Origin of the sequence: Marinibaculum pumilum, from assembly GCF_042646425.1 — a bacterium.
Taxonomy (GTDB): domain Bacteria; phylum Pseudomonadota; class Alphaproteobacteria; order Ferrovibrionales; family Ferrovibrionaceae; genus Marinibaculum; species Marinibaculum pumilum.
In genome coordinates, this window is the sequence record NZ_JBHRTR010000015.1 from 86,437 (window position 1) to 111,556 (window position 25,120).

General features: G+C 69.9%; 23 protein-coding genes. 19 read left to right on the forward strand and 4 right to left on the reverse strand.

Translation table 11 applies throughout. The features are described from left to right. Positions 1-17: 17 nt before the first annotated feature. The 6 genes from ACFOGJ_RS05280 to ACFOGJ_RS05305 are packed head-to-tail and all read left to right on the forward strand — an operon-like array spanning position 18 to position 7,413. Positions 18-1,697: an amidohydrolase gene (locus tag ACFOGJ_RS05280; protein ID WP_379898687.1), complete on the forward strand. Its 1,680-nt coding sequence runs from the start codon at positions 18-20 to the stop codon at positions 1,695-1,697. Continuing rightward, positions 1,694-2,803: a CobW family GTP-binding protein gene (locus ACFOGJ_RS05285; protein ID WP_379898689.1), complete on the forward strand. Its 1,110-nt coding sequence runs from the start codon at positions 1,694-1,696 to the stop codon at positions 2,801-2,803. Before ACFOGJ_RS05280 ends, ACFOGJ_RS05285 begins: the two co-directional genes overlap by 4 nt. A 30-nt stretch (positions 2,804-2,833) precedes the next feature. After that, positions 2,834-4,030: an ABC transporter substrate-binding protein gene (locus ACFOGJ_RS05290; protein ID WP_379898690.1), complete on the forward strand. Its 1,197-nt coding sequence runs from the start codon at positions 2,834-2,836 to the stop codon at positions 4,028-4,030. A gap of 59 nt (positions 4,031-4,089) precedes the next feature. Then, on the forward strand, positions 4,090-4,959 hold the full coding sequence (locus ACFOGJ_RS05295; protein WP_379898691.1) for a branched-chain amino acid ABC transporter permease: 870 nt from the start codon (positions 4,090-4,092) through the stop codon (positions 4,957-4,959). Further along, a complete protein-coding gene (locus ACFOGJ_RS05300; RefSeq protein ID WP_379898692.1) occupies positions 4,946-6,712 on the forward strand; it encodes a branched-chain amino acid ABC transporter ATP-binding protein/permease in 1,767 nt (588 codons plus the stop codon). Before ACFOGJ_RS05295 ends, ACFOGJ_RS05300 begins: the two co-directional genes overlap by 14 nt. Beyond that, positions 6,709-7,413 carry an ABC transporter ATP-binding protein gene (locus tag ACFOGJ_RS05305; protein ID WP_379898693.1) on the forward strand — a complete coding sequence of 235 codons (705 nt, stop codon included), beginning with the start codon at positions 6,709-6,711 and terminating at the stop codon, positions 7,411-7,413. The genes ACFOGJ_RS05300 and ACFOGJ_RS05305 overlap by 4 nt, the downstream gene beginning before the upstream one ends. A 9-nt stretch (positions 7,414-7,422) precedes the next feature. Here ACFOGJ_RS05305 and ACFOGJ_RS05310 read toward each other — a convergent pair whose 3' ends face one another. After that, positions 7,423-8,028 carry a TetR/AcrR family transcriptional regulator gene (locus ACFOGJ_RS05310; protein WP_379898695.1) on the reverse strand — a complete coding sequence of 202 codons (606 nt, stop codon included), beginning with the start codon at positions 8,026-8,028 and terminating at the stop codon, positions 7,423-7,425. A gap of 97 nt (positions 8,029-8,125) precedes the next feature. Between ACFOGJ_RS05310 and ACFOGJ_RS05315 the strand changes: the two genes are divergently transcribed. Continuing rightward, on the forward strand, positions 8,126-8,803 hold the full coding sequence (locus ACFOGJ_RS05315) for an HD domain-containing protein (RefSeq protein WP_379898696.1): 678 nt from the start codon (positions 8,126-8,128) through the stop codon (positions 8,801-8,803). A gap of 36 nt (positions 8,804-8,839) precedes the next feature. On the opposite strand, the gene purN is transcribed toward ACFOGJ_RS05315, so the two are convergent. Together purN and purM are read right to left on the reverse strand one after the other, a co-directional pair. Next, positions 8,840-9,487, reverse strand: coding sequence for a phosphoribosylglycinamide formyltransferase (purN, locus tag ACFOGJ_RS05320; RefSeq protein WP_379898699.1), 648 nt, complete (start codon positions 9,485-9,487; stop codon positions 8,840-8,842). Next, complete coding sequence (gene purM, locus ACFOGJ_RS05325) at positions 9,475-10,566, reverse strand: phosphoribosylformylglycinamidine cyclo-ligase (protein WP_449288576.1); 1,092 nt, start codon at positions 10,564-10,566, stop codon at positions 9,475-9,477. The genes purN and purM overlap by 13 nt, the downstream gene beginning before the upstream one ends. Before the next feature lie 181 nt (positions 10,567-10,747). On the opposite strand from purM, the gene ACFOGJ_RS05330 reads away from it, so the two are divergent. The 4 genes from ACFOGJ_RS05330 to ACFOGJ_RS05345 all read left to right on the forward strand — a co-directional run bounded on the left by ACFOGJ_RS05330 (position 10,748) and on the right by ACFOGJ_RS05345 (position 14,144). After that, positions 10,748-11,989, forward strand: a complete 1,242-nt coding sequence (locus tag ACFOGJ_RS05330; RefSeq protein WP_379898701.1) for a DUF2066 domain-containing protein — start codon at positions 10,748-10,750, stop codon at positions 11,987-11,989. 13 nt (positions 11,990-12,002) lie between these two features. Continuing rightward, positions 12,003-12,692, forward strand: coding sequence for a hypothetical protein (locus ACFOGJ_RS05335; protein ID WP_379898702.1), 690 nt, complete (start codon positions 12,003-12,005; stop codon positions 12,690-12,692). Then, positions 12,692-13,474, forward strand: a complete 783-nt coding sequence (locus ACFOGJ_RS05340) for an SDR family oxidoreductase (protein WP_379898704.1) — start codon at positions 12,692-12,694, stop codon at positions 13,472-13,474. Before ACFOGJ_RS05335 ends, ACFOGJ_RS05340 begins: the two co-directional genes overlap by 1 nt. A gap of 142 nt (positions 13,475-13,616) precedes the next feature. Next, on the forward strand, positions 13,617-14,144 hold the full coding sequence (locus tag ACFOGJ_RS05345) for a DUF2147 domain-containing protein (RefSeq protein WP_379898706.1): 528 nt from the start codon (positions 13,617-13,619) through the stop codon (positions 14,142-14,144). A gap of 36 nt (positions 14,145-14,180) precedes the next feature. On the opposite strand, the gene ACFOGJ_RS05350 is transcribed toward ACFOGJ_RS05345, so the two are convergent. Next, positions 14,181-14,699 (reverse strand): SixA phosphatase family protein, encoded by a 519-nt coding sequence (locus ACFOGJ_RS05350; protein ID WP_379898708.1) that lies wholly within the window; start codon positions 14,697-14,699, stop codon positions 14,181-14,183. 81 nt (positions 14,700-14,780) lie between these two features. Here ACFOGJ_RS05350 and ACFOGJ_RS05355 point away from each other — a divergent pair, with 81 nt between their 5' ends. The 8 genes from ACFOGJ_RS05355 to ACFOGJ_RS05390 all read left to right on the forward strand — a co-directional run bounded on the left by ACFOGJ_RS05355 (position 14,781) and on the right by ACFOGJ_RS05390 (position 25,073). Further along, a complete protein-coding gene (locus ACFOGJ_RS05355) occupies positions 14,781-16,973 on the forward strand; it encodes an RNA degradosome polyphosphate kinase (protein WP_379898710.1) in 2,193 nt (730 codons plus the stop codon). Between the two features lie 56 nt (positions 16,974-17,029). Then, positions 17,030-18,643 (forward strand): Ppx/GppA phosphatase family protein, encoded by a 1,614-nt coding sequence (locus tag ACFOGJ_RS05360; RefSeq protein ID WP_379898712.1) that lies wholly within the window; start codon positions 17,030-17,032, stop codon positions 18,641-18,643. An 88-nt stretch (positions 18,644-18,731) separates the two neighbouring features. Further along, a complete protein-coding gene (locus ACFOGJ_RS05365) occupies positions 18,732-19,607 on the forward strand; it encodes a nitrilase-related carbon-nitrogen hydrolase (protein ID WP_379898714.1) in 876 nt (291 codons plus the stop codon). A gap of 215 nt (positions 19,608-19,822) precedes the next feature. Beyond that, on the forward strand, positions 19,823-21,415 hold the full coding sequence (gene ccoN / locus ACFOGJ_RS05370; RefSeq protein WP_379898715.1) for a cytochrome-c oxidase, cbb3-type subunit I: 1,593 nt from the start codon (positions 19,823-19,825) through the stop codon (positions 21,413-21,415). Positions 21,416-21,426: 11 nt separating this feature from the next. Further along, positions 21,427-22,155, forward strand: coding sequence for a cytochrome-c oxidase, cbb3-type subunit II (gene ccoO, locus ACFOGJ_RS05375; RefSeq protein WP_379898718.1), 729 nt, complete (start codon positions 21,427-21,429; stop codon positions 22,153-22,155). Positions 22,156-22,165: 10 nt separating this feature from the next. Beyond that, a complete protein-coding gene (gene ccoP, locus ACFOGJ_RS05380; RefSeq protein WP_379898720.1) occupies positions 22,166-23,218 on the forward strand; it encodes a cytochrome-c oxidase, cbb3-type subunit III in 1,053 nt (350 codons plus the stop codon). Positions 23,219-23,254: 36 nt separating this feature from the next. After that, complete coding sequence (ccoG, locus tag ACFOGJ_RS05385; RefSeq protein ID WP_379898722.1) at positions 23,255-24,793, forward strand: cytochrome c oxidase accessory protein CcoG; 1,539 nt, start codon at positions 23,255-23,257, stop codon at positions 24,791-24,793. Then, a complete protein-coding gene (locus tag ACFOGJ_RS05390; protein WP_379898723.1) occupies positions 24,756-25,073 on the forward strand; it encodes a FixH family protein in 318 nt (105 codons plus the stop codon). The genes ccoG and ACFOGJ_RS05390 overlap by 38 nt, the downstream gene beginning before the upstream one ends. The last annotated feature ends 47 nt before the right edge of the window (positions 25,074-25,120 follow it).

Here is a 25,120-nt window from a genome sequence, read left to right on the forward strand (position 1 = left end):
CAGAGGAACCCAGAACCATGTCCGACAGCACCGCCATCGCCGATCTCGTCGTCCGCAACGGGCGCATCTATACGGTCGACCGGGAGCGCCCCTGGGCGGAGGCCATGGCGGTTCTGGGCGGCCGGATCGTCGCGATCGGCGCGGCGGAAGAGGTGGCCCCCCATATCGGCCCGCAGACCCGCATCCTCGACCTTGGCGGCCGGATGGCGATGCCGGGCATCGTCGACGTGCATGCCCATACGCTCCTCGGCGGGCTGGAGGCCGTCTTCGAGATCCAGTTCGCCAATACCGCCAGGCTGGATGCCATTCTGGAGAAGGTGCGGGCGTCGGCCGAGGCGGCGCCGGAAGGCGGCTGGCTGGTCGGTTCGCAATGGGGCAGCGACCTGTTCGGCGTCCTGAACACCGCGGAGGCCCTGGCCCAGCTGGATGCGGCGAGCCTGGGCCGGCCGGTCCTGCTGTGGGACGACACGCATCACAACAGGTGGGTGAATTCCGCCGCCCTGAAGCTGGCAGGCGTGACGGCCGACACGGCGGATCCCGAACAGGGAAGCTTCGGGCGCGACCCGCAGAGCGGCGCCTTGACCGGGCTGGTGGTCGAGGCGGCGGTGGCCCAGGTGGAGCGCGCCCTGCTGGACTCCGGCTATTATCACGACGAGAAGGATCGCACGGCTATGGCCCATGCGATCGCCACCCTCAACGCCTATGGCGTCACCGCGGTGCTCGATGCGGCGGCGATGGCGCCGGTGCTCACCTCCCTGAAGGGTCTGGACGACCGCGGCCTGCTGACCGCCTGGGTCGGCGGCGCGATGCCGGTGATGGAACCCGCCTTCCTGTTCGGCGCCGCAGGAGAGGAACTGTTCGCGCAGCGCGAGAGCTTTCGCAGCGCCCATGTCCGGCCCGACTTCGCGAAGGTGTTCCTCGACGGGGTGCCGGGCGCACGCACCGCCGCGTTCCACGAACCCTATACCCCGGACCCGGTACAGGGCTGCTGCTTCCGCGGCACCACGCTCGCCAGCGTGCCCGAGCTGGTGCGCTGGATGGGCCGCTGCGAGAAGCTGGGCCTGGCGGTGAAGATCCACTGCGCCGGCGATGCCGCGGTCACCCAGGCACTCGATGCCATCGATGTCGTGCGCTCGTTCAACGGGCCGACCGACCTGGTCCACCACATCGCCCATGCCAGCTATATCGCGCCCGCGGACATCCCCCGCTTCGCCGAGCTCGGGGTCGCCGCCGACCTTTCCCCCTTCATCTGGTATCCGACCGCCTTCCTGCAGGGGCACAAGCAGACGATGGGCGAGGAGCGCGCGACCCGCTTCTGGCCGAACCGGGACCTGAAGCAGGCCGGCGCCCTGATGGCCGGCGGCTCCGACTGGCCGGTGATCCCCAATCCGGATCCCTGGAACGGGATGGAGGGGCTGGTGACCCGCCAGAATCCGGCAGGCGACTATCCGGGGGAGTCGCTCTGGCCGGAGCAGGCGCTGGACATCGAGACGGTGGTCGAGATCTTCACCATCAACGCCGCGAAGGTGATGGGGATGGATCGCACGATCGGCTCCCTGCGGGCCGGCAAGTCGGCCGACTTCATCGTGCTGGACCGCAACCTGCTGGAAATCCCCGCCGACGAGATCGCCGACATCCGGGTGCTCGAGACCTGGTTCGAGGGCCGGCAGGTGCATCAGCGGGAGCAGGCGGCATGACCGCGGCGCGGATCCCCGTCACGGTCCTGACCGGCTTCCTCGGCTCGGGCAAGACGACGGTGCTGAACCGTCTGCTGCGCCAGCCCGCGCTGGACGGCACGGTGGCGATCATCAACGAGTTCGGCGCGGTCGGCCTGGACCACCTGCTGGCGGAGAGCAGCGAGGAGAGTTTCGCACTGCTCGACAATGGCTGCATCTGCTGCACCGTCCGCGACGATCTTGTCGCCACCCTGAAGGCGGTGCATGCCCGCAGTCGGGACGGGGCGCTGCCGCCGGTCCGGCGGGTCCTGGTGGAGACCACCGGCCTCGCCGACCCGGTGCCGATCCTGCACACGCTGGCGGTCGAGCCGGCGCTCTCCGCCCTGTTCGCGATCGACGGGGTCGTCGCCACCGTGGACGCCGTGAACGGCCCGGCGACCCTGGCGGCGCATGCCGAGGCTGCGAAACAGGTGGCGGTGGCGGACCGCCTGCTGATCACCAAGACCGACCTGGCCGGCACGGCGGCGGTCGCCGCGCTGGAGGCACGGCTGGCGCAGCTCTCGCCGACCGCCGGGCGCCTGCAGGTGCGTCATGGCGCGGTGGCGGCGGACCAGGTGCTGGGCTGCGGCCTGGAGGCGGCCGGCCAGGGGGCCGGTCTCGCCGGCTGGTTCGAGGCCGCCTCCCTTGCCGCCGACCGGGCGGCGGCCCAATGCGGCGACCCGGCCTGCGGCCACGACCGTCACGACCACCGTCACCATCATCATGACGCTGGCCCGCATCACGGCATCAGCGCCCATGCCTTCGTCATCGACGAACCCCTCGAATGGGACGCCTTCGCCCAGTGGCTGGACTATGTCACCGCGCTGAAGGGCGAGGATCTGCTGCGGATGAAGGGGCTGCTGCACATGGCCGAGGAGCCGGACCGGCCGCTGGTGGTGCATGCGGTGCAGCATGTGGTGCATCCGCCGGTCCGCCTCGACGCCTGGCCCGACGCCGAGCGGCGGTCGCGGCTGGTCTTCATCGTGCGTGACATCGACAGGGAAGTGATCGAGCGGACCCTGGCCAGGTTCGCCTCGATCGATACCGGCCGCATGGCGCGGCCGGCATCGGCATTGCGCGTGGCCTGACGCTCGACAACCAGAACCGGAGGACCGGACATGGACTGGAAACCGAAACTGACCGCCCTGACGATCGCCGGCCTTGCCGGCCTGGGCCTGGCCGCCGCGGGCGGCGGGCCGGCCGTCGCGGCGGGCCCGACCTGCGAGGACGGCACCATCGCCGTCGGCGCCGTCTCCACGATCACCGGCCCGGCCGACTTCTCCGAAGTGCCGAAGGCGGCGAAGGTGGTGTTCGACGACGTCAACGCCAAGGGCGGCATCAACGGCTGCAAGATCGACTACACCATCGCCGACGACAAGGCGGATCCCGGCGTCGCCGCACAGGCCGCCCGCGACCTGATCGACAACAAGGAGGTCGTCGCGCTGGTCGGCTCGGCGAGCCTGCTGGACTGCGCGGTCAACAGCACGACCTACAAGCGCAAGGACGTGCTCTCCATCCAGGGACTGGGTGTCGACGCGGCCTGCTTCAACTCGCCGACGATCGCACCGGTCAATGTCGGCCCCTATACCCTGTCGACCGCGATGGGCTATTTCGCCGACCGCGAGCTGCAGGCCAGGAAGCTCTGCGCCTTCTTCATCATCATCGGCGGCACGCAGGAGGCCTATAAGGGCGCGATCGCGAACTACGAGAAGCTGACCGGCCAGAAGGCCCATCTGGTCGACCTGACCCTGCCGTTCCAGGGCGACCTGACGCCCTATGTCATCCGCGCCCGCGACGAGGGCTGCGACGCCGTGCTCACCAACCAGATCGAGCCCCAGGTGGTGCAGATGGTGAAGACCATCGACGCCCAGAAGATCGAGGGCATCGACTGGCTGTTCCTGTCGCCGGGCTACACGGTGGAGGTCGCCAAGGCGCTCGCCGACACCAGGCAGCCGATCTATGTCGGCACCGAGTGGGAGCCCTTCACCGAGACCGCTTCGGCGGCCAACAAGGACTGGATCGCGACGATGGAGGCGGCGGGCCGGCCGCTCACCGCCTTCTCGCAGGGCGGCTACCTGTCGGCCAACGTCTTCCTGGACGTGATCCGGGGGATCGACGGCCCGGTGACCCGCGACAGCGTCAACGAAGCGCTGCTGTCGATGCAGCCGAAGACCTACGACCTGATCGGCAGCCCCTATGTCTTCGGCGAGGCGGATGCCCATGCGCCGATGCAGGCGACCAAGGTGATGAAGCTGGAGAACGGCGCCTGGACGGTGGTGACGCCGGACTGGGTCGTCCTGCCCGCCGCCGAATAGGATCGGCCCAGGCCGGGGGCGGCGTCCCGCGCCGCCCCCGCTTCCCGAAGGGGGTGCCCATGGAGACCCTGCTGACATCGGCGGTGGCCGGCCTTGCCGCGGCCGGTGCCTATGCGATCCTCGGCGTCTGCGCCGTCTTCACCTGCCGGCTGGTCGCGGTGGTGAACTTCACCGGCGCGGCGATCGGTGCCGCGGGCACCTTCCTGCTGATCGTGCTGACGGAAAACGGCGTCCCGCTCTGGCCGGCGGTGCTGATCGGCATCGCCGGCGGCACCCTGGTCGGCGTGCTGCTGGGCCTGATCCTCACCTTCCTGTTCGCCGGCGCGGGCGCATCGACCAAGGCGGCGGTCACGGTCGCGCTGCTGGTCGGCCTGATCGCCATCGGCCTGCGGCTCACCGGCGGGCAGCATCCGCGGGTCATGCCCGACCTGTTCCCCGGCTCCGCCTTCCGGCTGGCGGGGGTGGAGGTGACGGTCGCGGCGGTGCTGACGATCGGCCTCGCCCTGCTGTTCACGGTGCTGGCGGACCGCTTCCTGAACGGCACCCGGATGGGCCTGCACCTGCGGGCCCTGTCGGAACGCCCGATGGCGGCGGAGCTTCTGGGAGTGAAGGTGAAGCTGCTGTCGATCCTGGTCTGGGGCGCGACCGGCGCCTTCACCACCTTCGCCCTGATGATCATCGCGCCGCAGCGCTCGCCCAATTTCATGTCGCTGAGCATGCTGGTGGTGCCGGCCCTGGCGGCGGCCCTGGTCGGCCTGTTCCGGTCGTTCTGGATCGCGCTTGCCGGCGGCATCCTGCTCGGCGTGGTCGAGGGGCTGGTCAGCGGCATCGACGCGGTCAGCCAGTATCGCGGCGCGATCCCGTTCCTGGTGATCCTGGCCGTCCTGCTCTGGTCGCAGCGAAAGGCGCGGTGGGATGAAGCGCGCTAGCCGCCGTGCCGCGCTGACGATCCTGGCCGCCTGCGCCCTCGGCGGCGGGGCGGCGGTCGGCCTGCTGCCATCCTACTGGCTGTTCCTGGCCACCGGGGTCCTGATCACTGCGGTCGCGCTGCTCAGCCTCGGGCTGGTGGCGGGCCGCACCGGCATGATCGCGCTCTGCCAGATGTCCTTCGCCGGGGTCGGGGCCTGGACGGTCGGCTACATGAACATCTGGCAGGTGCCGGGCGGGCTGCTGCTGTGGATCCTGATCGGCGGCCTGGCGGCGGTTCCCCTGGGCATCGCCATCGGCCTGCCGGCCCTCAGGCTGCGCGGCATCAACCTGGCGATCGTGACCCTGTCCTTCGCCGCCGCCTTCGACACGGTGCTGGCGACGATCACCTTTCCCGGACAGACCAGTTTCCAGTCGGTGCCGCGGCCGGCGCTGATCGACAGCGACCCGGGCTATTTCCTGTTCGTCCTGGCGGCCTATGCGCTGGTGGCCGTCGGACTCGCCTTCCTGACCCGCACCCGGCTGGGCGCCGCCTGGCTCGCGATCCGGCACTCCGAACGCGCGGCGGCCGCGCACGGCGTCTCGGTGCCGATGGCGAAACTGTCGGCGTTCGGCATCTCCGCCTTCATCGCAGGCATTTCCGGCGGCCTGCTCGCCGGCTTCCTCGGCACCCTGGTGTCGGAGAACTTCTCGCTGATGCAGTCCCTGGTGCTCTATGCGGTGGCCACGATGGCCGGCGCGCATCTGGCCGAAGGGGCAATCATCGGCGGCATCCTGATCACCCTGTTCCCGGAACTGCTGCGGCGGCTGGATCTCGCCCAGGACATCGGCAACGTGATCTTCGCGATCGGCGCCGTGCAGGCCCTGGCGGCGGGGGAGGCGATCGCGGAGAGCCTGCGCCGCCTGGGACGCCGGCTCCGCGGCGGCGCTTCGGCGGCCCCTGCGGCCGCTGCGGCGGTGCGCGACGGCGGCCTGCCGGCATCGCCTGCCGGGCCGCGTCCGCCGCCGGACGGCGCCGGTCCGCCGGTGCTGGCGATCCGCGGCCTGTCGGTGCGCTATGGCGCCGTGGTTGCGCTGGACGGCGTGGACCTGTCGGTCCCGCAGGCGGCCGTTGTCGGCCTGATCGGTCCCAATGGCGCCGGCAAGTCCACGTTCATCGACGCGGTGACCGGCTTCCTGGAGACCTATGAAGGCGAGGTGGCCCTGGAGAACCGTCCGCTGGAAGGGGTGGCGGCGCACCGCCGGGCGCAGCGCGGCGTGCGGCGCAGCTGGCAGACCACCCGCATCGCGCCGGAACTGACGGTCGGCGACTATCTGACCCTGGCCGCCGGCGGCCTGGACGAGGCCGAACGCGACAGGATCCTCGCCTGGCTCGACTGCCCGGCGGCAGAGATGCCGGTCGCCCAGGTCGATGCCGGCACACGGCGCCTGCTCGACGTGGCCGGTGTCGTGGCGGCGCGCCCGGCGGTGGCCCTGCTGGACGAGCCCGCCGCGGGACAGTCCTACGACCAGACCCTGCGGCTTGCCGCGCGGATCGCGGAGATCCCGGCGCTGTTCGGCAGCTCGGTGCTGCTGGTCGAGCATGACATGGACCTGGTCCGCGCCGCCTGCGCGCAGGTGACGGTGCTGGATTTCGGCAGGGTCATCGCCGCCGGCCCCCCGGCCGAGGTGCTGGAGGATCCCGCGGTGAAGACGGCCTATCTGGGTGTCGCGGAGCCGGCCGGCGGGCATGCGGCGGCGGAGGCCGCGTCGTGAGCAGTTTCGAGGTGCGCGGGGTCCGCGTGAACCGGGCCGAGCTGGCGATCGTCCGGCAGGTCGACCTGGCGGTGGAGAGCGGCCGGGTGAGCGTGCTGCTGGGTGCCAACGGAGCCGGCAAGACGACTCTTCTTGAGGGACTGTCCGGCGTGATCCCGCTGGCCGGCGGCACCGTCGCGTTGGACGGCATGGCGCTGCACAACATCTCTGCGGGGCGTCGTGCCCGCGCCGGCCTTGCCCATGTCGAGCAGGGACGCACTGTCTTCCGCCAGCTGACCGCGGAGGAGAACCTTCAGGTCGGCCGTCACCCGGATGCCCGCCTGGAGGAGGCCTATGACCTGTTTCCGGAGCTTTCGGCCCGCCGGTCGGTGCGGGCCGGACTGCTGTCGGGCGGCGAGCAGCAGATGCTGGTGATCGCGCGGGCCCTGCTTGGCCGGCCGAAGGTGATCCTGATCGACGAGATGTCGGCCGGCCTGGCGCCGGTCGTGGTCGGCCGGCTCATGCAGGCGGTGCGGCGGCTGGCCGACGACGGCCTTGCCGTGGTGCTCGTCGAGCAGTTCGCCGCCCTTGCCCTGGCGATCGGCGATCGCGCCTATGTCATGCGCCGCGGCGAGATGGTCTATGACGGCGGCTGCGATGTGCTGCGGCAATCGCCGGACGACCTGCACCGCCTCTACCTGGGCGAGGCGCCGCCGGCCTGAACGCCGCCTTCAGCGGAGCAGCAGGTGGACCGCGTCGCGGGCGATCTTGCGCAACTGCCGGCGGGAGGTGCCGGCGCGGGCGCGCACCGCCAGGCTGTGCTGGACGGCACCGATCAGGGCGGCCAGGGCGGCCGGGTCCGCGTCGGCCGGCAGTTCGCCCGAATCCCTTGCGCTGCGCAGCCGGGTCTCGAGCGCGCGGTCGATCCGCGCCAGCACCGCGGCCAGGGCCTCGCGGATGGCGGGGGTGGCGGCGGCCTCCGCGGTGGCGGTGCAGACCACCAGGCAGCCCTGCGCCGCGTCGCCATCGGCGGTGTAGTGGTCGATGGCACCGTTCAGATAGCCCTCGATCGCCTTCGCCACCGGCCGGTCCGTTCCCATCCCAGCGGTCAACGCCGCATCCAGCTGCGCGGCATAGTGCGCCAGCGCCTTCAGGTACAGCGCCTCCTTGTCGCCGAAGGCGGCATAGAGGCTGGGCCGGTTCATGCCCGTCGCCTCGCTCAGCCTGTCCAGGGAAGTGCCGGAAAAGCCGGCGGCCAGGAAGGCGCCGACCGCGGCCTCCATCGCGCGGGCAGGGTCGTAGCGGCGGGGTCGGCCCCGTGGTCGCGGTTCATTCATTTTTGACTAATTCGCATAAAAAAGGTGCACCGATCTATTATATGCGGAATAATACAAAAATTGGGAAGCGCCGGGCCAGGCCGGGGAGGGCAGAGGCATGCACGACCAGTATTCGGACGGGACGATGGCGTTGCCGGGCATGGCGCCGCCCGATACGGCGACCTGCCGGGCCGCGATGGCGCTGGCACGCCGGCTCTCTGCGCCATTCCTGTTCAACCATGTGATGCGGTCATGGGCGTTCGCCGCTTATGCCGGCCGCCTGCGCGGCCAGACCCACGATCCGGAGATCCTGTTTCTGGCGACGGTCCTGCACGACCTGGGGCTGACCGAAGCCGCGCCCGGCCATGTCCGCTTCGAGGTGGAGGGGGCGGATGCGGCGCGCGACTTCCTGGCCGGGCAGGGGGTTGCGGCTGCTGTCTGCGATCGGGTCTGGGATGCCATCGCGCTGCACACCACGCCGGATATCGCGCCGCGGATGGGGCCGGAGGCGGCGCTTTGCCAGCTGGGTACCGCGGTCGATGTCGGCGTGGTGCCGCTAGAGGCGCTGACGGCCGGCGATGCCGGATCGGAAGGGCTGGTGGCGGAACTGCTGGCGGCCTATCCGCGGCTGGGCTTCAAGGCGGCGCTCCTGCAGGCGCTGGCGGCGGTCGCGGCCCGCAACCCGGGGGCGGCGCAGGCCTCGCCGCCGATGGCCGATGCGGCGGAACGGCATCTGCCCGGCTTCCGGCGGGTACATTTCTGCGACATCGTCGACGGTGCCCGATTTGCAGAATAGAGCCGAGGCTGCCGGGGCCATCCGGCAGCCCGGCCTTCAGCGAACGGGGTTGAGCAGCGACGCTGTCTCGTCCGCGGCGCCGTCGACGATCACCCGCTGGCCCTCGACCCGCAGGCGGCCTTCGCCGGCCCAGCGCAGGGCCAGCGGATAGATCCGGTGCTCCGCCTGCAGCACCCGTGCCGCCAGGCTTTCGGCTGTGTCGCCGCCATGCACCGGCACCGCGGCCTGCACGACGATCGGCCCGGCATCCATTTCCGCGCGGACGAAATGCACGGTGCAGCCGGAGAAGCGGACCCCGTCGGCGATCGCGCGCTCGTGCACATGCAGGCCCTTATAGGCCGGCAGCAGGGACGGGTGGATGTTCAGGTGGCGGTCCAGCCAGCGGTCCACGAAGCCAGCGGTCAGGATCCGCATGAAGCCGGCATTGCACAGGAAGCCGGCCTCCAGTCCCTGCAGCCGGTCGTGCAGCTCCGCCTCGAAATCCTCGCGGCTGCGGCCGCGATGCTCCACATGCAGGGCCGGGATCCCGGCATCCGTCGCGGTCTGCAGCGCCGCCGCGTCGCGGTTGTTGGAGATCACGCCGACGATCTCCGCCGGGAAGGCGGGATCGGCGCAGGCCTCCATCAGGGCCGCCATGTTGCTGCCGCGGCCGGAAACCAGCACGGCGGTCCTCAGCCGCGCCATGCCTGCTCCGTTCCCTCCAGGATCACCCTGGGCGCCGCATCCTGGCCCTCGTCCGCGGCAACCACCTGGCCGATGCGATAGGCGCGCTCGCCGGCGGCTTCCAGCTCTTCCGCCAGGGCGTCGGCGGCGGCCGGCGGGACCGCCAGCACCAGGCCGATGCCGCAGTTGAAGGTGCGCGCCAGCGCCGCCTCCGACATGCCGGCGCCGTCTGCCAGCCAGCGGAACAGGGGCGGCAGCGGCCAGGCGGCGGCGTCGATCCGGGCGTGGCAGCCCTGCGGCAGCATCCGGGGCACGTTCTCCGTCAGGCCGCCGCCGGTGATATGGGCGATGCCATGGATCCGTCCGTCGCGGATCGCCGGCAGGCAGGCCTTCACGTAGATCCGGGTCGGTGCCAGCAGCGCCTCGCCCAGGCTGCGGGCGGGATCGAACGGCGCCGGTGCGGCCAGGTCGTGCGCGCCGTCCGCCACGATCCGCCGCACCAGGGAATAGCCGTTGGAATGCACCCCGCTGGAGGCGAGGCCCAGCAGCACGTCGCCGGCGGCCAGTTGCGGGCGCGGCAGGGTGGCGCCGCGTTCCGCAGCACCGACGGCGAAACCGGCCAGGTCGTAGCTGCCCGCCGGGTACATGCCGGGCATCTCCGCCGTCTCGCCGCCGATCAGTGCGCAGCCGGCCGCCCGGCAGCCGGCGGCGATGCCGCCCACCACCTCGGCCGCCTGTGCCGGCGCCAGCTTTCCGGTGGCGAAATAGTCCAGGAAGAACAGCGGCTCCGCGCCCTGCGCCAGCAGGTCGTTCACCACCATGGCAACCAGGTCGATGCCGATGCTGTCATGGCGGTCCAGCTGGTGGGCGATCATCAGCTTGGTGCCGACGCCGTCGGTCGCAGCCACCAGGACAGGGTCCCTGAAACCGGCTGCGGCCAGGTCGAACAGGCCGCCGAAGCCGCCCAGGCTCGGGTCGGCGCCGGGCCGCCGGGTCGCGGCGATGGCCGGCCCGATCTTGCGGACCACCTCGTCGCCGGCATCGATGTCGACGCCGGCGGATTTATAGGGATCGTCGGATATGATGGTCGCTCCGGGCAGGTTGGGCTATGCTCGCAAGCCAGCGCCGACCTAACCGAAACCCCGCAGCTTTGCAATGAATCACAGTAACCGTACCGCAGGGGTCGTCCCGGCCTCCTTCTCCGGCCGCATGGATTCCCGCCTGCCGCGCTCCGCGGCGGCTGCGGGTCCTGTCCCTCGCGCCAAAACTCGCGTCTTTGCCATGCTGGCCCTGGCCGCCCTTCTGCTGGTCGTTCTGGCCGCTGCGCCGGTACGCCAGACGTTGGCGCAGAACGAGGCCGACCTGTTCGTGGCGACCGGCGTGCCGGTGGACGAAAGCGGCAAGAGCGCCGTCGAGGCGCGGGAGAAGGCGATCGCCGCCGGCCAGGTGAAGGCGCTGCAGATCGTCATGGAGCGGTTGGTTTCCCCCGATCTCGTCGGGCAGTTGCCGTCGGTCCCGGCATCGCAGGTGCCGTCGATGGTGCAGTCGATCGAGATCGACAACGAGCGCACCGCCGGCGCCCGCTATCGCGGCGACCTGACGGTGCGCTTCTTCCCGGAAGCGGTGCGCGACGTGATGACCGCCGCGAACATCCCCTTCGCGGCGAAGCCGGCACCGCCGGCCCTGGTGCTGCCGGTCTATTCCACCGCCTCCGCCGACAATCTGTGGGAGGAGCCCAATCCCTGGCGGGACTCCTGGTCCACCTATGGCCGCGCCTCGCCGATGGTGCCGCTGCTGGTGCCGTTCGGGGAACTCAGCGATGTCCAGGCGATCTCCGCCCGGGAGGCGCTGGAAGGTGCGGCCGAGCCGCTGGACCGGATCGCCCGCCGCTACGACGTGCAGGACGTCGTGCTGGTCCATGCCGCTGCCCAGCCGGATGGCCGGATGGACGTGGAGGTCAGCCGCTATTGGTCCGGCGGCACGATGATCCCGGTCGACCGCTTCACCGCCAACGGCGACGAGGCGGGGATGCGGGCCGCCGTGGACCGGGTGATCGGCAACATGGCGACCACCGTGCGGACGGGCGAGGCGGTGCGGCCCCGCATGGCGGCAGCGCCCACCGGCTATGGCCGCGCCGGCGCCGTTCCCGGCGCGCTGAGCCTCAGCGCCCTGGTCGGCTATGCCGACCTGGCCCAGTGGGTGCAGATTTCCCAGGTGCTGGCCAAGGTCGACCTGGTGCAGGGGCTGCAGATCGACAGCATCGCCGCCTCCGGCGCGCAGGTGGTCCTGAACCATCGCGGCACCACCGACCAGCTGCGGGAGCGCCTCCGCGGCGCCAACCTGCTGCTGCGCAACGACGGTCCCTACTGGGCACTGACGGTGATGGACCCGACCCGGGCTGTCACCGTGCCGGCGGCGATGCCGGCAGGGGCGCTGGCGGATCCGGCCTCCGGCACCCCGCCGCCGGCGATGGCGCCTTCCCAGACGTCGCCTGCTCCGGCCGCGCCGCCGTCCAGCCGCTGATCGCGGCCCCGACATGGCGGAGCAGCTGCCCCTCGCTCTGCCGGTCCTGACGGATCTCGGCGAGCATGCCTTCCTGATCGCGGACAGCAACCGGCAGGCCGTTTCCTGGATCGATCGCTGGCCGGACTGGCCCGGGCGCCGGCTGCTGCTGGCCGGACCGGCGGGCGGCGGCAAGACCCATCTGGCGCGGATCTGGGCGGTGCGCGCCGTCGCGCAGGCGATGCCGGCCGCGGCGCTGACCGACGCGGCGCCGTTCGGCCCGGCGGAAGGCGCCGCCGCCTGGCTGGTGGAGGATGTGCAGCAGCTGCGTTCGGAGACCGGCCTGCTGCATCTGGTGAATGCGGTCGCGGAATGGGGCGGGCATCTCCTGCTGACCGCGGACCGGCCGGTGGCGGAGCTCGGCCTCGGCCTGCCGGATCTGCGCTCGCGCCTCGCCACATTCCCGATGGCGGCCCTGGCGCCGCCGGACGAGGTGCTGATGGATGGCGTGCTGCGCAAACTGTTCGCCGACCGCCAGTTGCAGGTGCCGGAGCGCATCATCGACTACCTGCTGCCGCGCATGCCGCGCTCCCTGGCGGCGGTCAACGCGGTGGCCGCCGCGCTCGACCGCACGGCCCTGGCGCGGGGGCGCGGCGTGACCCTGGACATGGCCCGCCAGGCGCTGGCCCTGGCGGAGAACCAGATGATGGAGGAGGAAGGCTGATGGATCTGGGCTTAAGGGGAAAGCGGGCGATCGTCTGCGCGGCGAGCCGCGGGCTGGGCAAGGGCTGCGCCCTGGCGCTGGCGCGCGAGGGCGTGGATGTCGTCATCACCGGCCGCAACGTGGAAAGCCTGGAGGCGGCGGCGGCAGAGATCCGCGCCGCGGCCCCCGATGTCGCCGTGACCCCGGTTGCCGGCGACATCACGACCGAGGAGGGGCGCGCCGCGGCCCTGGCGGCCTGTCCCGAGCCCGACATCCTGGTGAACAATGCCGGCGGCCCGCCGCCCGGCGATTTCCGCGACTGGGGGCGGGAGGACTGGTTCGGCGCGGTGAACGCCAACATGTTCACCCCGATCGAGCTGATCCGGTCCACTGTCGACGGGATGATGGACCGCGACTTCGGTCGCATCGTCAACATCACCTCCAGCGCGGTGAAGGCGCCGATCGGCATCCTTGGCCTGTCGAACGGTGCCCGCAGCGGCCTGACCGGCTTCGTCGCCGGCCTGTCGCGGGAGACGGTGGCCCGCGGCGTCACCATCAACAACATCCTGCCCGGTCCGTTCGACACCGACCGTCTGGCCAGCAACATCAAGGCGACTGCCGCCAAGTCCGGCCGCGACATCGCCGCGGAGACCGAGGCCCGGCGCAACGGCCTGCCGGCGAAGCGGTTCGGCACGCCGGAGGAGTTCGGCGCCCTCTGCGCCTTCGTCTGCAGCCCCCTTGCGGGCTACATCACCGGCCAGAACCTGCTGATCGACGGCGGCGCCTATCCGGGCACGTTCTAGCCCGGCATCGTTACCCGGCCCCCGCAGCTTCCGGCCGTTGCATGCGGTGCGGGGGCCGGGTAACGATGCCCGGACGGCAATCGCGGCGCCCGGCCGGCGTGCAACGGCAGCGGCCTGGCCCGCCCCGGCAAGGGATCCAGAGATGCGCCCGGAATTCGCCTTCCCCGTTCCCGCACCCGCGCGCCGGCAGCTGCCGGCGGCGCTGGCCGCGACTGCCCTTTTCCTGGGCTCGGCGCTGGCGCTGGCACCGCCGGCCCATGCCGACCATGCCGCGGTCGGCACCTGGCTGACCGAATCCGGCAATGCCAAGGTCCATATCGACCATTGTGCCGACATCCCGGCCGCGTCCGGTTTCTCCGCCGAGGAGCTCTGCGGCGAGATCGTCTGGCTGGAGGACCCGCAGAACGATGCCGGCCAGCCGCATACCGACCGGAACAATCCCGACCAGGCCCTGCGCGACCGCCCGATCATGGGCCTGCCGATCCTGACCGGCTTCGATCCGGGCGACGAACCCAATGTCTGGGACGACGGCCAGATCTACAATCCGGAAGATGGCGAGACCTACGAGTCTGTCATGACCCTGAAAGATGGCGGCGATAGGCTGGAGGTCAGGGGATATGTCGGACTGCCGATCTTCGGGCAGTCGCAGGTCTGGACCCGCAGCAGGTAGCGGCCCTCGGGGCGGGGCGCGCGGCCCGCGCTGGCATCAGCCCTGCAGCAGGCGTGGCACCGCGAACAGGTTCAACCGGCCGCTGCCGGGGGCGAGGGCGCTCCAGTCGGCGAAGTCGAAGCTGAGGCAGGCCAGCCCGCCGGTGGGAAGCTTTTCCCGCATGCGAGCCAGCTGGTCGTCCGGGCCTGAACCGGCCAGCAGTCCGGCGAAATCCTCCAGACCGGGATTGTGGCCGACCAGCATCGGTCGCTCGATCCCGGGCGGCAGCGCCCGGAGCAGCGCAAGCAGTTCGTCCGGGGAGGCGAGGTAGGCGGCGGGATCGTAGCGCGCGGTCAGCGGCTTCGGCAGGGCCGCGAAGATGCCCTGCAGGGTCGCCCTGGCCCGCAGCGCGGTGGAGCAGAGCACGAAGTCCGGCGCGATGCCTTCGCGGCGCAGGAAGGGTACCAGGCGTTCGCAGGCATCCAGCCCGCGTGCGTTGAGCGGGCGGTCATGGTCGTCGAGGCCGGGATCCGCCCAGCTCGACTTGGCATGCCGCAGGAGATAGAGCGTGCGCATCGGGCCCTCGCCGGTCGCAGGTGGAGATGACGGTTCCCAGAGACCGCGGTGGCAGCGTCCGGCCGCGGGAGAGGAGTTAGAATGACGACAGGTCCCGTGCAAGAGGTTGCCGTTTTCGACCGTGCTCTGGAAGGTCTCGATGCCGGCGAGTTCGAGAGAATCGGCATGGAGAGCGAAGAGCGCTTCATCAACCGCGAGCTTTCCTGGCTGGAGTTCAACCAGCGGGTGCTCGAGGAGGCCTACAACATCCGCCACCCGCTGCTGGAACGGGTGCGTTTCCTGTCGATTTCGGGCTCCAACCTGGACGAGTTCTTCATGGTTCGCGTGGCCGGGCTCTACGGGCAGGTCCGGGCAGGGGTCGAGGAGCGGACGCCGGAGGGACTGACACCCGCGCAGCAGGTCAGCCGGATCAATGATGCGACCAAGGAGCTGATGACCGACCAGCAGCGCTGCTGGCGGATGCTGCACGAGGAGCTGCGGGAGGCCGGCATCGCGGTGCTGGAACCGCACGAGCTGTCCGCGGTCGACCGCAACTGGCTGTCCGACCATTTCCTGGAGCATGTCTTTCCGGTGATGACGCCGCTGGCGATCGACCCGGCGCATCCCTTTCCCTTCATCCCGAACCTGGGCTTCAACCTGCTGCTGAAGCTGCGCAAGGACGGCGCCTCGGACACCCTCAACGCCCTGATCCCGATCCCCAGCCAGCTGCGCCGTTTCATCCGCCTGCCGGACGACGGCCAGAGCCTGCGCTTCATCGCGCTGGAGACCCTGATCGGCCTGTTCATCGACAGCCTGTTCCCCGGCTACGAGACGGTGGGACGCGGCCTGTTCCGGGTCACCCGCGACAGCGACATGGAGATCGAGGAGGAGGCGGAGGACCTGGTCCGCCTGTTCGAGACCGCGCTGAAGCGCCGGCGCCGCGGCTCCGTGATCCGGCTGAAGGTGAATGCCGACATGCCGGACGACATGCGGCGGCTGCTGGTGTCGGAGCTGGAGATCGCGGAGGACACGATCATCGGCGTCGACGGGCTGCTGGGCATCGTCGACACCAAGGAGCTGATCATCGACGACCGGCCCGACCTGAAGTTCGTCCCCTTCACCTCCCGCTTTCCAGAGCGGGTGCGCGACTTCGGTGGCGACATCTTCGCCGCGATCCGGGCGAAGGATTTCGTCGTCCACCATCCCTACGAGAGCTTCGACGTGGTGGTCGATTTCGTCCGCCAGGCGGCGCGCGATCCCAATGTCGTCGCGATCAAGCAGACCCTCTACCGCACCTCCTCCGACAGCCCGATCGTCAAGGCGCTGAGCGAGGCGGCGGAGGCGGGGAAGTCGGTGACGGCGCTGGTGGAGCTGAAGGCGCGCTTCGACGAGGCGGCGAACATCCGCTGGGCCCGCGACATGGAGCGCGCCGGCGTGCAGGTCGTCTTCGGCTTCCTGGAGCTGAAGACCCACGGCAAGATCTCGCTTGTCGTGCGCCGCGAAGGCGGCGGGGTGCGCACCTACGTGCATTTCGGCACCGGCAACTACCACCCGGTCACCGCGAAGATCTATACCGACCTCAGCTATTTCACCTGCGACCCGGTGCTGGGCTATGACGCGGCCTGCCTGTTCAACTTCATCACCGGCTATGCCGCGCCGATCGCCCTGAAGAAGCTGGCGATGTCGCCGGACGGCATCGTCAGCCGGCTGCTGGAACTGATCGACCAGGAGATCGCCCACGCCGATGCCGGCCGTCCTGCGCAGATCTGGGCGAAGATGAACGCGCTGGTCGACACGCGGGTGATCGACGCGCTGTACCGGGCGAGCCAGGCCGGCGTGCAGATCGACCTGGTGGTGCGCGGCATCTGCTGCCTGCGGCCCGGCGTGCCCGGGCTCAGCGACACGATCAGGGTGAAGAGCGTGATCGGCCGCTTCCTAGAGCATTCGCGCATCATCTGCTTCGGTGCCGGGCATGGCCTTCCGTCCCGCCAGGCGAAGGTCTACATCTCCTCCGCGGACTGGATGCCGCGCAATTTCGACCGGCGGGTGGAGACGATGGTGCCGGTGGAGAACCCGACCGTGCACGAGCAGGTGCTGGACCAGATCATGCTGGCCAATCTGAAGGACGACCTGCAGAGCTGGTACCTGAAGGCGGATGGCCATTATGTCCGGGCGGTGCCGGATGACACGCCGTTCAGCTGTCATGAATACTTCATGACGAATCCTTCGCTGTCCGGCCGGGGCAGGGCGCTTACCGACCGCCGGGACATCCCCGACCTGCTGCATACCGATTGATGGTGGCGGCGCGCAGGGCGGTGGCAGGACGTTTGGCGGCAGAACAGGGACGCAGCATGGAAGACACCGTCCGCATGGCGGAACGGACATTGCCGGACAGCCTGTTCGTCGATGGCGAGCTGGCGGAGAGCGCGGAAGACGTGGCGCGGATCGGCGATGTCGATGTCGCGGTGATCGACGTCGGCTCCAACTCCGTCCGCCTGGTCGTGTTCAGCGGCCCGCCGGGGGTCAGCCCGGCGAAGCTCAACGAGAAAGTGCTCTGCGGCCTGGGACGGGCGCTGCGCCAGACCGGCGGCATGGATCGCGAGGCGATGGACATGGCGGTCGTCGCGCTGCGCCGCTTCGCCGACCTGATTTCCCTGATGGGCATCACCGAGGTGCTGGCCGTCGCCACCGCCGCGGTCCGCGATGCCAGCAACGGCCCGGATTTCCTGCAGCGGGTGGAGCGCGAATGCGGCTTGCGCCTGCGCGTCCTGAGCGGGGAGGAGGAGGCGGCGCTCTCCGCCTATGGCGTCCTGGCCGGCATTCCCGGTGCCGACGGGCTGATGGGCGACCTGGGCGGCGGCAGCCTGGAACTGGTCACGCTCAACGCCGGCGAGATCGGCGCCGGGGTGACCCTGCCGCTGGGCACCCTGCGCCTTGACGGCTTCGGCACGGCGGGGGACCTGCGCGACTTCATCGACAGCCAGCTGGCGAAGGCGGAGCTGCTGCAGGAAAAGCGCGGCCGGCCGATCTATATCGTGGGCGGGGCCTGGCGGGCGATCGCCCGGCTGCAGATGGCGCAGACCGACTATCCGCTGCGCATCATCCACCAGTACCGGATCGGCCGGGCGGAGGCCGATGCCACCCTGCGGGTCCTGGCGCGGCAGAGCAAGGAATCGCTGGCCGGCGTCGATGCGGTGCCGCGGCGGCGCGCGGATTCCCTGCCGGTGGCGGCTTTGGTCCTGCGCCGCCTGATGCGGCAGGTGCAGCCGGACGGCATCGTGTTCTGCGCCAATGGCCTGCGCGAGGGACTGTGGTACCGCGCCGCGCATGGTGCCGGCGACCGGCAGGCGGCGGACCCGCTGCTGCACGCGGCCCGCACCCTGGCGCGCGGCATGAGCCGCGACCGCGCCTCCTCCACGGCGATCTGGCGCTTCGTCGAGCCGCTGCTGAGCGACAGCCCCTGCGGCCCGGGTCCGGCCGGCCCCGACCTGCGCCGGCTGGAGCGGGTGGTGGTGATCCTGTCGGACATCGCCTGGCGGGTGCATCCGGACTACCGGGCGCAGGAAGCGATGAACACCATGCTGCATGCGCCGCTGCCGGCGGTGGACCATCCGGGCCGGGTCTATGTCGCCCTGGCCGTGGGCATGCGCTATGGCGGCGATGCCGAGGCGGCCCGCAACCCGCGCCTGCTGGCCCTGCTGCCCGACGACCAGCGCCAGCGTGCGGTCATGCTCGGCATGGCGATCCGGCTGGGCTATGCGATCGGCGGCGGTGCGGCGCGGCCGCTGGCGCATTTCTCCCTGGCGCGCGATGCCACGACCCTCACCCTCAGCGTGGCGCCGGGGGGCGAGGGGCTGGTCGGCGATGTCGTGGAACGCCGGCTGGAGACCCTGGCCCGGCAATGCGGCCTGGCGGCGGAGATCCGCCACCTGCCCCCCGAGCCGCAGGCCGCTGCCGGGGATTGAAGCCCTGCCCGGGATCGCCAGGGTCCTTGCCTCGGCCCGCCGGCATGCCGAGACTGGCAGTCGGATACCAAGGTAGGCAGGCGGTGCGATGAAGATCGTTGCGGGACTGATCCAGACCGGGCTGCACGGCGACGCCGCGCATGAGACGCCGGCAGAGCTGAAGCGCCGCATGGCCGATGCGCACTGGCCCCATGTCGAGGCCGCCGCCCGGGCCGGGGTCCAGGTACTGGGCCTGCAGGAATTGTGGAATCTGCCCTATTTCTGCGCCTCTCTGGACTGCCGCTGGTATGCGGCGGCGGAGGCGGTGCCCGGCGGGCCCGGCGTGGAGGCGATGCAGGCGGCCGCCCGCGAGTTCGGCATGGTGATCGTCGCGCCGGTGTTCGAGGAGGCGATGCCCGGCCAGTACTTCAACACCGCGGCGGTGATCGACGCCGACGGCCGCTACCTGGGCAAGTTCCGCAAGATCCACATCCCCAACATCCCGGACTTCCACGAAAAGCTGTTCTTCGCGCCGGGCGACCTGGGCTATCCGGTGTTCGAGACCGCGTTCTGCCGCCTCGGCGTCTATATCTGCTACGACCGGCACTTTCCGGAAGGCTGGCGGCAGCTGGCGCTGAACGGCGTGGAGCTGGTGATGAACCCCTCCGCCACCGGCCGCGGCCTGTCCGACCATCTGTGGGAGCTGGAGCAGCCGGCGGCGGCGATCGCCAACGGCATCTTCATCGGCACCAACAACCGGGTGGGCTGGGAAGAGCCGTGGAGGACCACTCAGTTCTATGGCGGCAGCTACTTCTGCGACCCGAAGGGCCGGATCGTGGCGCAGGCGCCTTATGACCAGCCGGCCCTGGTCACGGCCGAACTCGACCTCGGCCTGATCCGCGAGGTGCGGGAAAGCTGGCAGTTCTTCCGCGACCGCCGCCCCGACACATATGGAGGGCTGACCCGCAGCACCGGCGGCGGCTGAAGCGCCGGGCTCTCCCTCGGAAGGTGTTGATCCGGTGAGCTGCGCTACGGTTTCGGCATCTTCGATGATTGCCTCTGTCCTACTGGGGGGGGGCGGCCTCGGCCGGGACCTGCGACGGAATGTCCGCGCGGGTTTGATCCAAATCAGAGTCCGGTCTGCCCCGCTCCCTATCCTTCGGGGACCGCTAGTGGCGGTGGATGGATCGGGACGTAGCAATGAGCATTGGACGTATCGGCGGCTTGGCCCTGGCGGGCCTTGCCGTCCTATTCGGGCTGTTCATGGCGGCGCGGGGGATAGACGCAGGCTTCCGCGCCCATGGCTGGATCATCATCGCAATCGGGCTTGCCTGGATCGCCTTCGCGATCAGCCGCGACGACAAGGTGGAGGAGGGGCCCTATGCCGACGCGGTCGTCCGCGCCGGTGTCATCGCCACCGCCCTCTGGGGGGTGGTCGGCTTCCTGGTCGGCGTGGTCATCGCCTTCCAGCTGGCGTTTCCGGTCCTGAACCTGGATTTCTCCTTCACCAATTTCGGCCGCCTGCGGCCGCTGCACACCTCGGCGGTGATCTTCGCCTTCGGCGGCAATGCGCTGATCTGCTCGTCGTTCTACGTCGTGCAGCGCACCTGCCGCGCCCGGCTGTTTTCGCCCGGGCTCGCCTGGTTCGTGTTCTGGGGCTACCAGGTGTTCATCGTCCTGGCGGCGACCGGCTACCTTCTCGGCATCACCCAGAGCAAGGAATATGCGGAGCCGGAATGGTACGTCGACCTCTGGCTCACCATCGTCTGGGTGGCCTACCTGACGGTCTTCCTGGGCACCATCTTCAAGCGCCGCGAGCCGCATATCTACGTCGCGAACTGGTTCTACCTGTCCTTCATCGTGACCATTGCGATGCTGCACGTGGTGAACAACCTGGCGGTGCCGGTCAGCCTGATGGGGGCCAAGAGCTACTCGCTGTTCGCCGGCGTGCAGGATGCCCTGACCCAGTGGTGGTACGGCCATAACGCGGTCGGCTTCTTCCTGACCGCCGGTTTCCTGGGGATGATGTACTACCTGATCCCGAAGCGGGCGGAGCGGCCGATCTACAGCTACCGCCTGTCGATCGTGCATTTCTGGTCGCTGATCTTCCTCTACATCTGGGCCGGCCCGCACCACCTGCACTACACCGCGCTGCCCGACTGGGCGCAGACCCTGGGCATGGTGTTCTCGGTGATGCTGTGGATGCCCAGCTGGGGTGGCATGATCAACGGCCTGATGACCCTGTCGGGCGCCTGGGACAAGCTGCGCACCGACCCCGTGCTGCGGATGATCGTCGCCGCCGTCGCCTTCTACGGCATGAGCACCTTCGAGGGGCCGGTGATGTCGATCAAGTCGGTCAACAGCCTCAGCCACTACACCGACTGGACCATCGGCCATGTCCATTCCGGCGCGCTGGGCTGGGTGGGCCTGATCAGCTTCGGCCTGCTCTATTTCCTGACGCCGCGGCTCTGGAACCGGCAGGAGGTGCATTCCCTGCGCCTGGTCAACTGGCACTTCTGGCTGGCGACCATCGGCATCGTCCTCTACGCGGCGTCGATGTGGGTCTCCGGCATCATGCAGGGTCTGATGTGGCGCGCCTATGACGATCTCGGCTTCCTCGAATACAGCTTCGTGGAGACCGTGGAGGCGATGCACCCCTACTACATCATCCGCGCCTGCGGCGGGCTGCTCTACCTCAGCGGCGCGATCCTGATGATCTACAACCTCGTGCAGACGATGCGCGGCCATGCGCCGGCGCTCCAACCCCGTCCTGCCACGCAGGCAGCCGAGTGAGGAGCCCGGCCATGCTGAGCCACAAGATCATCGAACGGAACGCGACCCTGCTGCTGGTGCTGTCGCTGGTGGTGGTCACCATCGGCGGCATCGTGGAGATCGCGCCCCTCTTCTACCTGCAGAACACCATCGAAAAGGTGTCGGGCATGCGCCCCTATACGCCGCTGGAACTGGCGGGGCGCAACATCTACATCCGCGAGGGCTGCTACAACTGCCACAGCCAGATGATCCGCCCGTTCCGCGACGAGGTGGAGCGCTACGGCCATTACAGCCTGGCGGCGGAGAGCATGTACGACCACCCGTTCCAGTGGGGGTCGAAGCGGACCGGGCCCGACCTGGCCCGGGTGGGAGAGCGCTACTCCGACGACTGGCAGGTGCAGCACCTGGTCAACCCGCGTTCGCTGGTGCCGGAAAGCATCATGCCCGGCTATCCCTTCCTGCTGGAGAACCGCCTCGACCTGGAGCATGTCGGCGCGCAGCTGGAGGCGAACCAGGCGGTGGGCGTCCCCTATACCGAGGAGATGGTGGCCAATGCCCGCGCCGACCTGCTGGCCCAGGCCGATCCCGACAGCGACGGCGTGGACGGCCTGCTGGAGCGCTATGGCGAGAAGGTGACGGTGCGGAACTTCGACGGCCAGCCCGGACAGGTGACCGAAATGGACGCCCTGGTCGCCTATCTGCAGATGCTGGGCACCCTGGTCGATTTCCGCGACTACGACGAAGCCGCGAACAGAAGGTAGGACCGCAACCATGGACCATGAGAGCCTGCGCCATTTCGCGGACAGCTGGGGGCTGGCCGCGCTGGTGACCCTGTTCGTCGCGATCGTCATCTACGTGATGCGGCCGAAGGGGAAGAAGCACTACCGGGAGGCAGCGGAGATCCCGCTGAAGGACGATGCCGAAGCGCCCGCGCGTCGGGACAAGGGGCATCACCGCAGCCTGCCGGAAACCGATGCCGTGACCGGGCAGACCATGACCGGCCACAGCTGGGACGGCATCCGGGAACTGAACACGCCGCTGCCGCGCTGGTGGCTGTGGACCTTCTACGCGACGATCCTGTTCTCGATCATCTACATGATCCTCTATCCGGCCGTGCCGCTGATCAGCAAGGCGACCGGCGGCGTGCTGGGCTATACCGAGCGCGGCGCCCTGCAGGAGGAACTGGCGGCCGCGGAGGCGGCCCAGGCGACCCAGATCGAGCGCATCGCCGCGGCCTCGCTGCAGGAGATCCCGGCCGATCCGGACCTGCTGCGCTTTGCCGTGGCGGGCGGTCGCTCCGCCTTTGCCGTGAACTGCTCGCAGTGCCACGGCTCGGGCGGGCAGGGCGCGATGGGCTTTCCCAACCTGAACGACGACGAATGGCTCTGGGGCGGCACCCTGGACGAAATCCAAGCCACCATTGCCCATGGCATCCGCTACGAGCCGGATCCCGATACCCGCCAGAACGCGATGCCGGCCTTCGGCCGCGACGGCCTGCTGACCCGCAGCCAGATTCACGACCTGACCGCCTATGTGCTGTCGCTGTCGGACCGCACGGCGGAGCGCGGCGACGTGGCCGCGGGAGAGGCGCTGTTCGCCGACAATTGCGCCGCCTGTCATGGTGCCGACGGCGGCGGCATCCGCGAGCTCGGCGCGCCGGCGCTGGGCAACGCGATCTGGCTCTACGGCGGCGACGAGCAGTCGGTGTTCAACACGATCTACAGCGCCCGCAACGGCGTCATGCCGGCCTGGCAGCAGAGGCTCGACCCGGTGACGATCAAGCAGCTCACCCTGTTCGTGCATACCCTGGGCGGCGGCGAATAGCAGGACCGGCCGAGGGGCCGGCGGACGGATAGTCCCATGAGCGACAGTACCGCGGAATCCCAACCGCTCTACGAGGCCCGCAAGAAGACCTTCCCGAAGCGGGCGCACGGGCGGTTCCGCACCCTGAAATGGTGGATCATGGGGGTGACCCTGGCGATCTACTACGTGACGCCGTTCCTGCGCTGGGACCGCGGTCCCTTCGCGCCGGACCAGGCGGTATTGATCGACCTCGCCAACCGGCGCTTCTACTTCTTCTTCGTGGAGATCTGGCCGCAGGAGCTGTTCGTCATCGCCGGCCTGCTGATCATGGCCGGGGTCGGTCTGTTCCTGATCACCTCCGTCCTGGGGCGGGCCTGGTGCGGCTATACCTGCCCCCAGACGGTCTGGGTCGACCTGTTCCTGATGGTGGAGCGCTGGGTGGAGGGCGACCGCAATGCCCGCATCCGCCTGGACCGGGCGCCGCTGGGCTTCGACAAGCTGTGGCGGCGCACCACCAAGCATGGGATCTGGCTGCTGATCGGCCTGGCAACCGGCGGTGCCTGGGTGCTGTACTTCGCCGACGCGCCCAGCCTGATCGACGACCTGGTGCATTTCGATGCTGCCTACCAGGCCTATGTGGCGATCGGCGTGCTGACCTTCACCACCTATACCTTCGGCGGCCATATGCGGGAGCAGGTGTGCATCTACATGTGCCCCTGGCCGCGCATCCAGTCGGCGATGACCGACGAGAATTCGCTGACCGTCACCTATCGCGACTGGCGGGGGGAACCGCGCGGCAAGAAGGGCAAGCCGTTCGAGGCGCCGCCCGACGACGCCATGCGGCCGCGGGTCCTGCCGGACCTGGCCGGCGGCTTCGGCCCGGCCGCGCAGACCGGCGAGGCGGTGGACACCAGCCGCCGCGGCGACTGCGTCGATTGCGGCCTCTGCGCGGCGGTCTGCCCGATGGGCATCGACATCCGCGACGGCCAGCAGCTGGCCTGCATCTCCTGCGCGCTGTGCATCGATGCCTGCGACGGCGTGATGGCCAAGGTCGGCCGGCCGCAGGGCCTGATCGCCTACGACACCCTGAACAACGACAAGGCTCGCGCCACAGGCGAGGGCCGGGTGCGGACCTATCCCTGGATCCGGGTGCGCACCTTCGTCTACGCCCTGATCTGGGGGGCGGCGGGTCTGGCGATCCTGGCCTATCTGGGGCTGCGCGACCGCCTGGACGTGAACGTGATCCACGACCGCAACCCGGTCGCGGTGACCCTGTCGGACGGCCGCATCCGCAACGGCTTTACCGTGAAGATCCTCAACATGATGCCGGAACCGCGGACCTTCAGCCTCTCGGTGGAGGGGCTGGACCCGGCCAGCGAGATCTGGCTGGGCCGCGAATCCGGCATCGTCCGCCAGCCGGGCGAGGCCTTCACGATCGATATCGGGCCTGACCGGCTGGAGCAGGTCCGAATGTTCATCACCGTCGATCCGACGACCCTGTCGGAAGCGGCCACCCCCTTCGAGATCCGCGTCTCCGACGTGGACGGGAGCGAAAGCGATGTCTACGACGCCCTCTTCGAGAGCGGCCGGCACTAGGCCGGGGGAGGCCCGTCCGCTGACCGGGCGGCGGGTGCTCTTCTACATGCTGGCCTTCTTCGGCCTGATCATCCTGGTCAACGGCGTGATGGCGACGGTCGCCAGCCGTTCCTTCCGCGGCACCGTGGCGGAGAACGGCTATGTGGAGAGCCTGCGCTTCGCCGCGTTCGAGAAGCACGGGCCGGCGGCCCTGGCGCATGAACGGCCGCCACTGGAGGGGCCGCTGCCCCGGACGCCGGCTTCGGACGGGACAACGGGCGCGGGGCGGGGGGGGCGGTAATGAGCTGCTGTGCGCCCGGCGCGATGATCGGTCCGGCGGCGGCCGAC

What these genes read in the sequence shown, in the direction of transcription:
- ccoN (WP_379898715.1), top strand. Translation starts at nt 19,823, where the DNA reads ATGAGCATTGGACGTATCGGCGGCTTGGCCCTGGCGGGCCTTGCCGTC.
- ACFOGJ_RS05310 (WP_379898695.1), bottom strand. Translation starts at nt 8,028, where the DNA reads ATGAATGAACCGCGACCACGGGGCCGACCCCGCCGCTACGACCCTGCC.
- ACFOGJ_RS05290 (WP_379898690.1), top strand. Translation starts at nt 2,834, where the DNA reads ATGGACTGGAAACCGAAACTGACCGCCCTGACGATCGCCGGCCTTGCC.
- ACFOGJ_RS05350 (WP_379898708.1), bottom strand. Translation starts at nt 14,699, where the DNA reads ATGCGCACGCTCTATCTCCTGCGGCATGCCAAGTCGAGCTGGGCGGAT.
- ACFOGJ_RS05285 (WP_379898689.1), top strand. Translation starts at nt 1,694, where the DNA reads ATGACCGCGGCGCGGATCCCCGTCACGGTCCTGACCGGCTTCCTCGGC.
- ccoG (WP_379898722.1), top strand. Translation starts at nt 23,255, where the DNA reads ATGAGCGACAGTACCGCGGAATCCCAACCGCTCTACGAGGCCCGCAAG.
- ccoP (WP_379898720.1), top strand. Translation starts at nt 22,166, where the DNA reads ATGGACCATGAGAGCCTGCGCCATTTCGCGGACAGCTGGGGGCTGGCC.
- ACFOGJ_RS05390 (WP_379898723.1), top strand. Translation starts at nt 24,756, where the DNA reads ATGTCTACGACGCCCTCTTCGAGAGCGGCCGGCACTAGGCCGGGGGAG.
- purN (WP_379898699.1), bottom strand. Translation starts at nt 9,487, where the DNA reads ATGGCGCGGCTGAGGACCGCCGTGCTGGTTTCCGGCCGCGGCAGCAAC.
- ACFOGJ_RS05340 (WP_379898704.1), top strand. Translation starts at nt 12,692, where the DNA reads ATGGATCTGGGCTTAAGGGGAAAGCGGGCGATCGTCTGCGCGGCGAGC.
- ACFOGJ_RS05330 (WP_379898701.1), top strand. Translation starts at nt 10,748, where the DNA reads ATGCTGGCCCTGGCCGCCCTTCTGCTGGTCGTTCTGGCCGCTGCGCCG.
- ACFOGJ_RS05295 (WP_379898691.1), top strand. Translation starts at nt 4,090, where the DNA reads ATGGAGACCCTGCTGACATCGGCGGTGGCCGGCCTTGCCGCGGCCGGT.
- ACFOGJ_RS05335 (WP_379898702.1), top strand. Translation starts at nt 12,003, where the DNA reads ATGGCGGAGCAGCTGCCCCTCGCTCTGCCGGTCCTGACGGATCTCGGC.
- ACFOGJ_RS05355 (WP_379898710.1), top strand. Translation starts at nt 14,781, where the DNA reads ATGACGACAGGTCCCGTGCAAGAGGTTGCCGTTTTCGACCGTGCTCTG.
- ACFOGJ_RS05300 (WP_379898692.1), top strand. Translation starts at nt 4,946, where the DNA reads ATGAAGCGCGCTAGCCGCCGTGCCGCGCTGACGATCCTGGCCGCCTGC.
- ACFOGJ_RS05315 (WP_379898696.1), top strand. Translation starts at nt 8,126, where the DNA reads ATGCACGACCAGTATTCGGACGGGACGATGGCGTTGCCGGGCATGGCG.
- ACFOGJ_RS05280 (WP_379898687.1), top strand. Translation starts at nt 18, where the DNA reads ATGTCCGACAGCACCGCCATCGCCGATCTCGTCGTCCGCAACGGGCGC.
- ccoO (WP_379898718.1), top strand. Translation starts at nt 21,427, where the DNA reads ATGCTGAGCCACAAGATCATCGAACGGAACGCGACCCTGCTGCTGGTG.
- ACFOGJ_RS05345 (WP_379898706.1), top strand. Translation starts at nt 13,617, where the DNA reads ATGCGCCCGGAATTCGCCTTCCCCGTTCCCGCACCCGCGCGCCGGCAG.
- ACFOGJ_RS05360 (WP_379898712.1), top strand. Translation starts at nt 17,030, where the DNA reads ATGGAAGACACCGTCCGCATGGCGGAACGGACATTGCCGGACAGCCTG.
- ACFOGJ_RS05365 (WP_379898714.1), top strand. Translation starts at nt 18,732, where the DNA reads ATGAAGATCGTTGCGGGACTGATCCAGACCGGGCTGCACGGCGACGCC.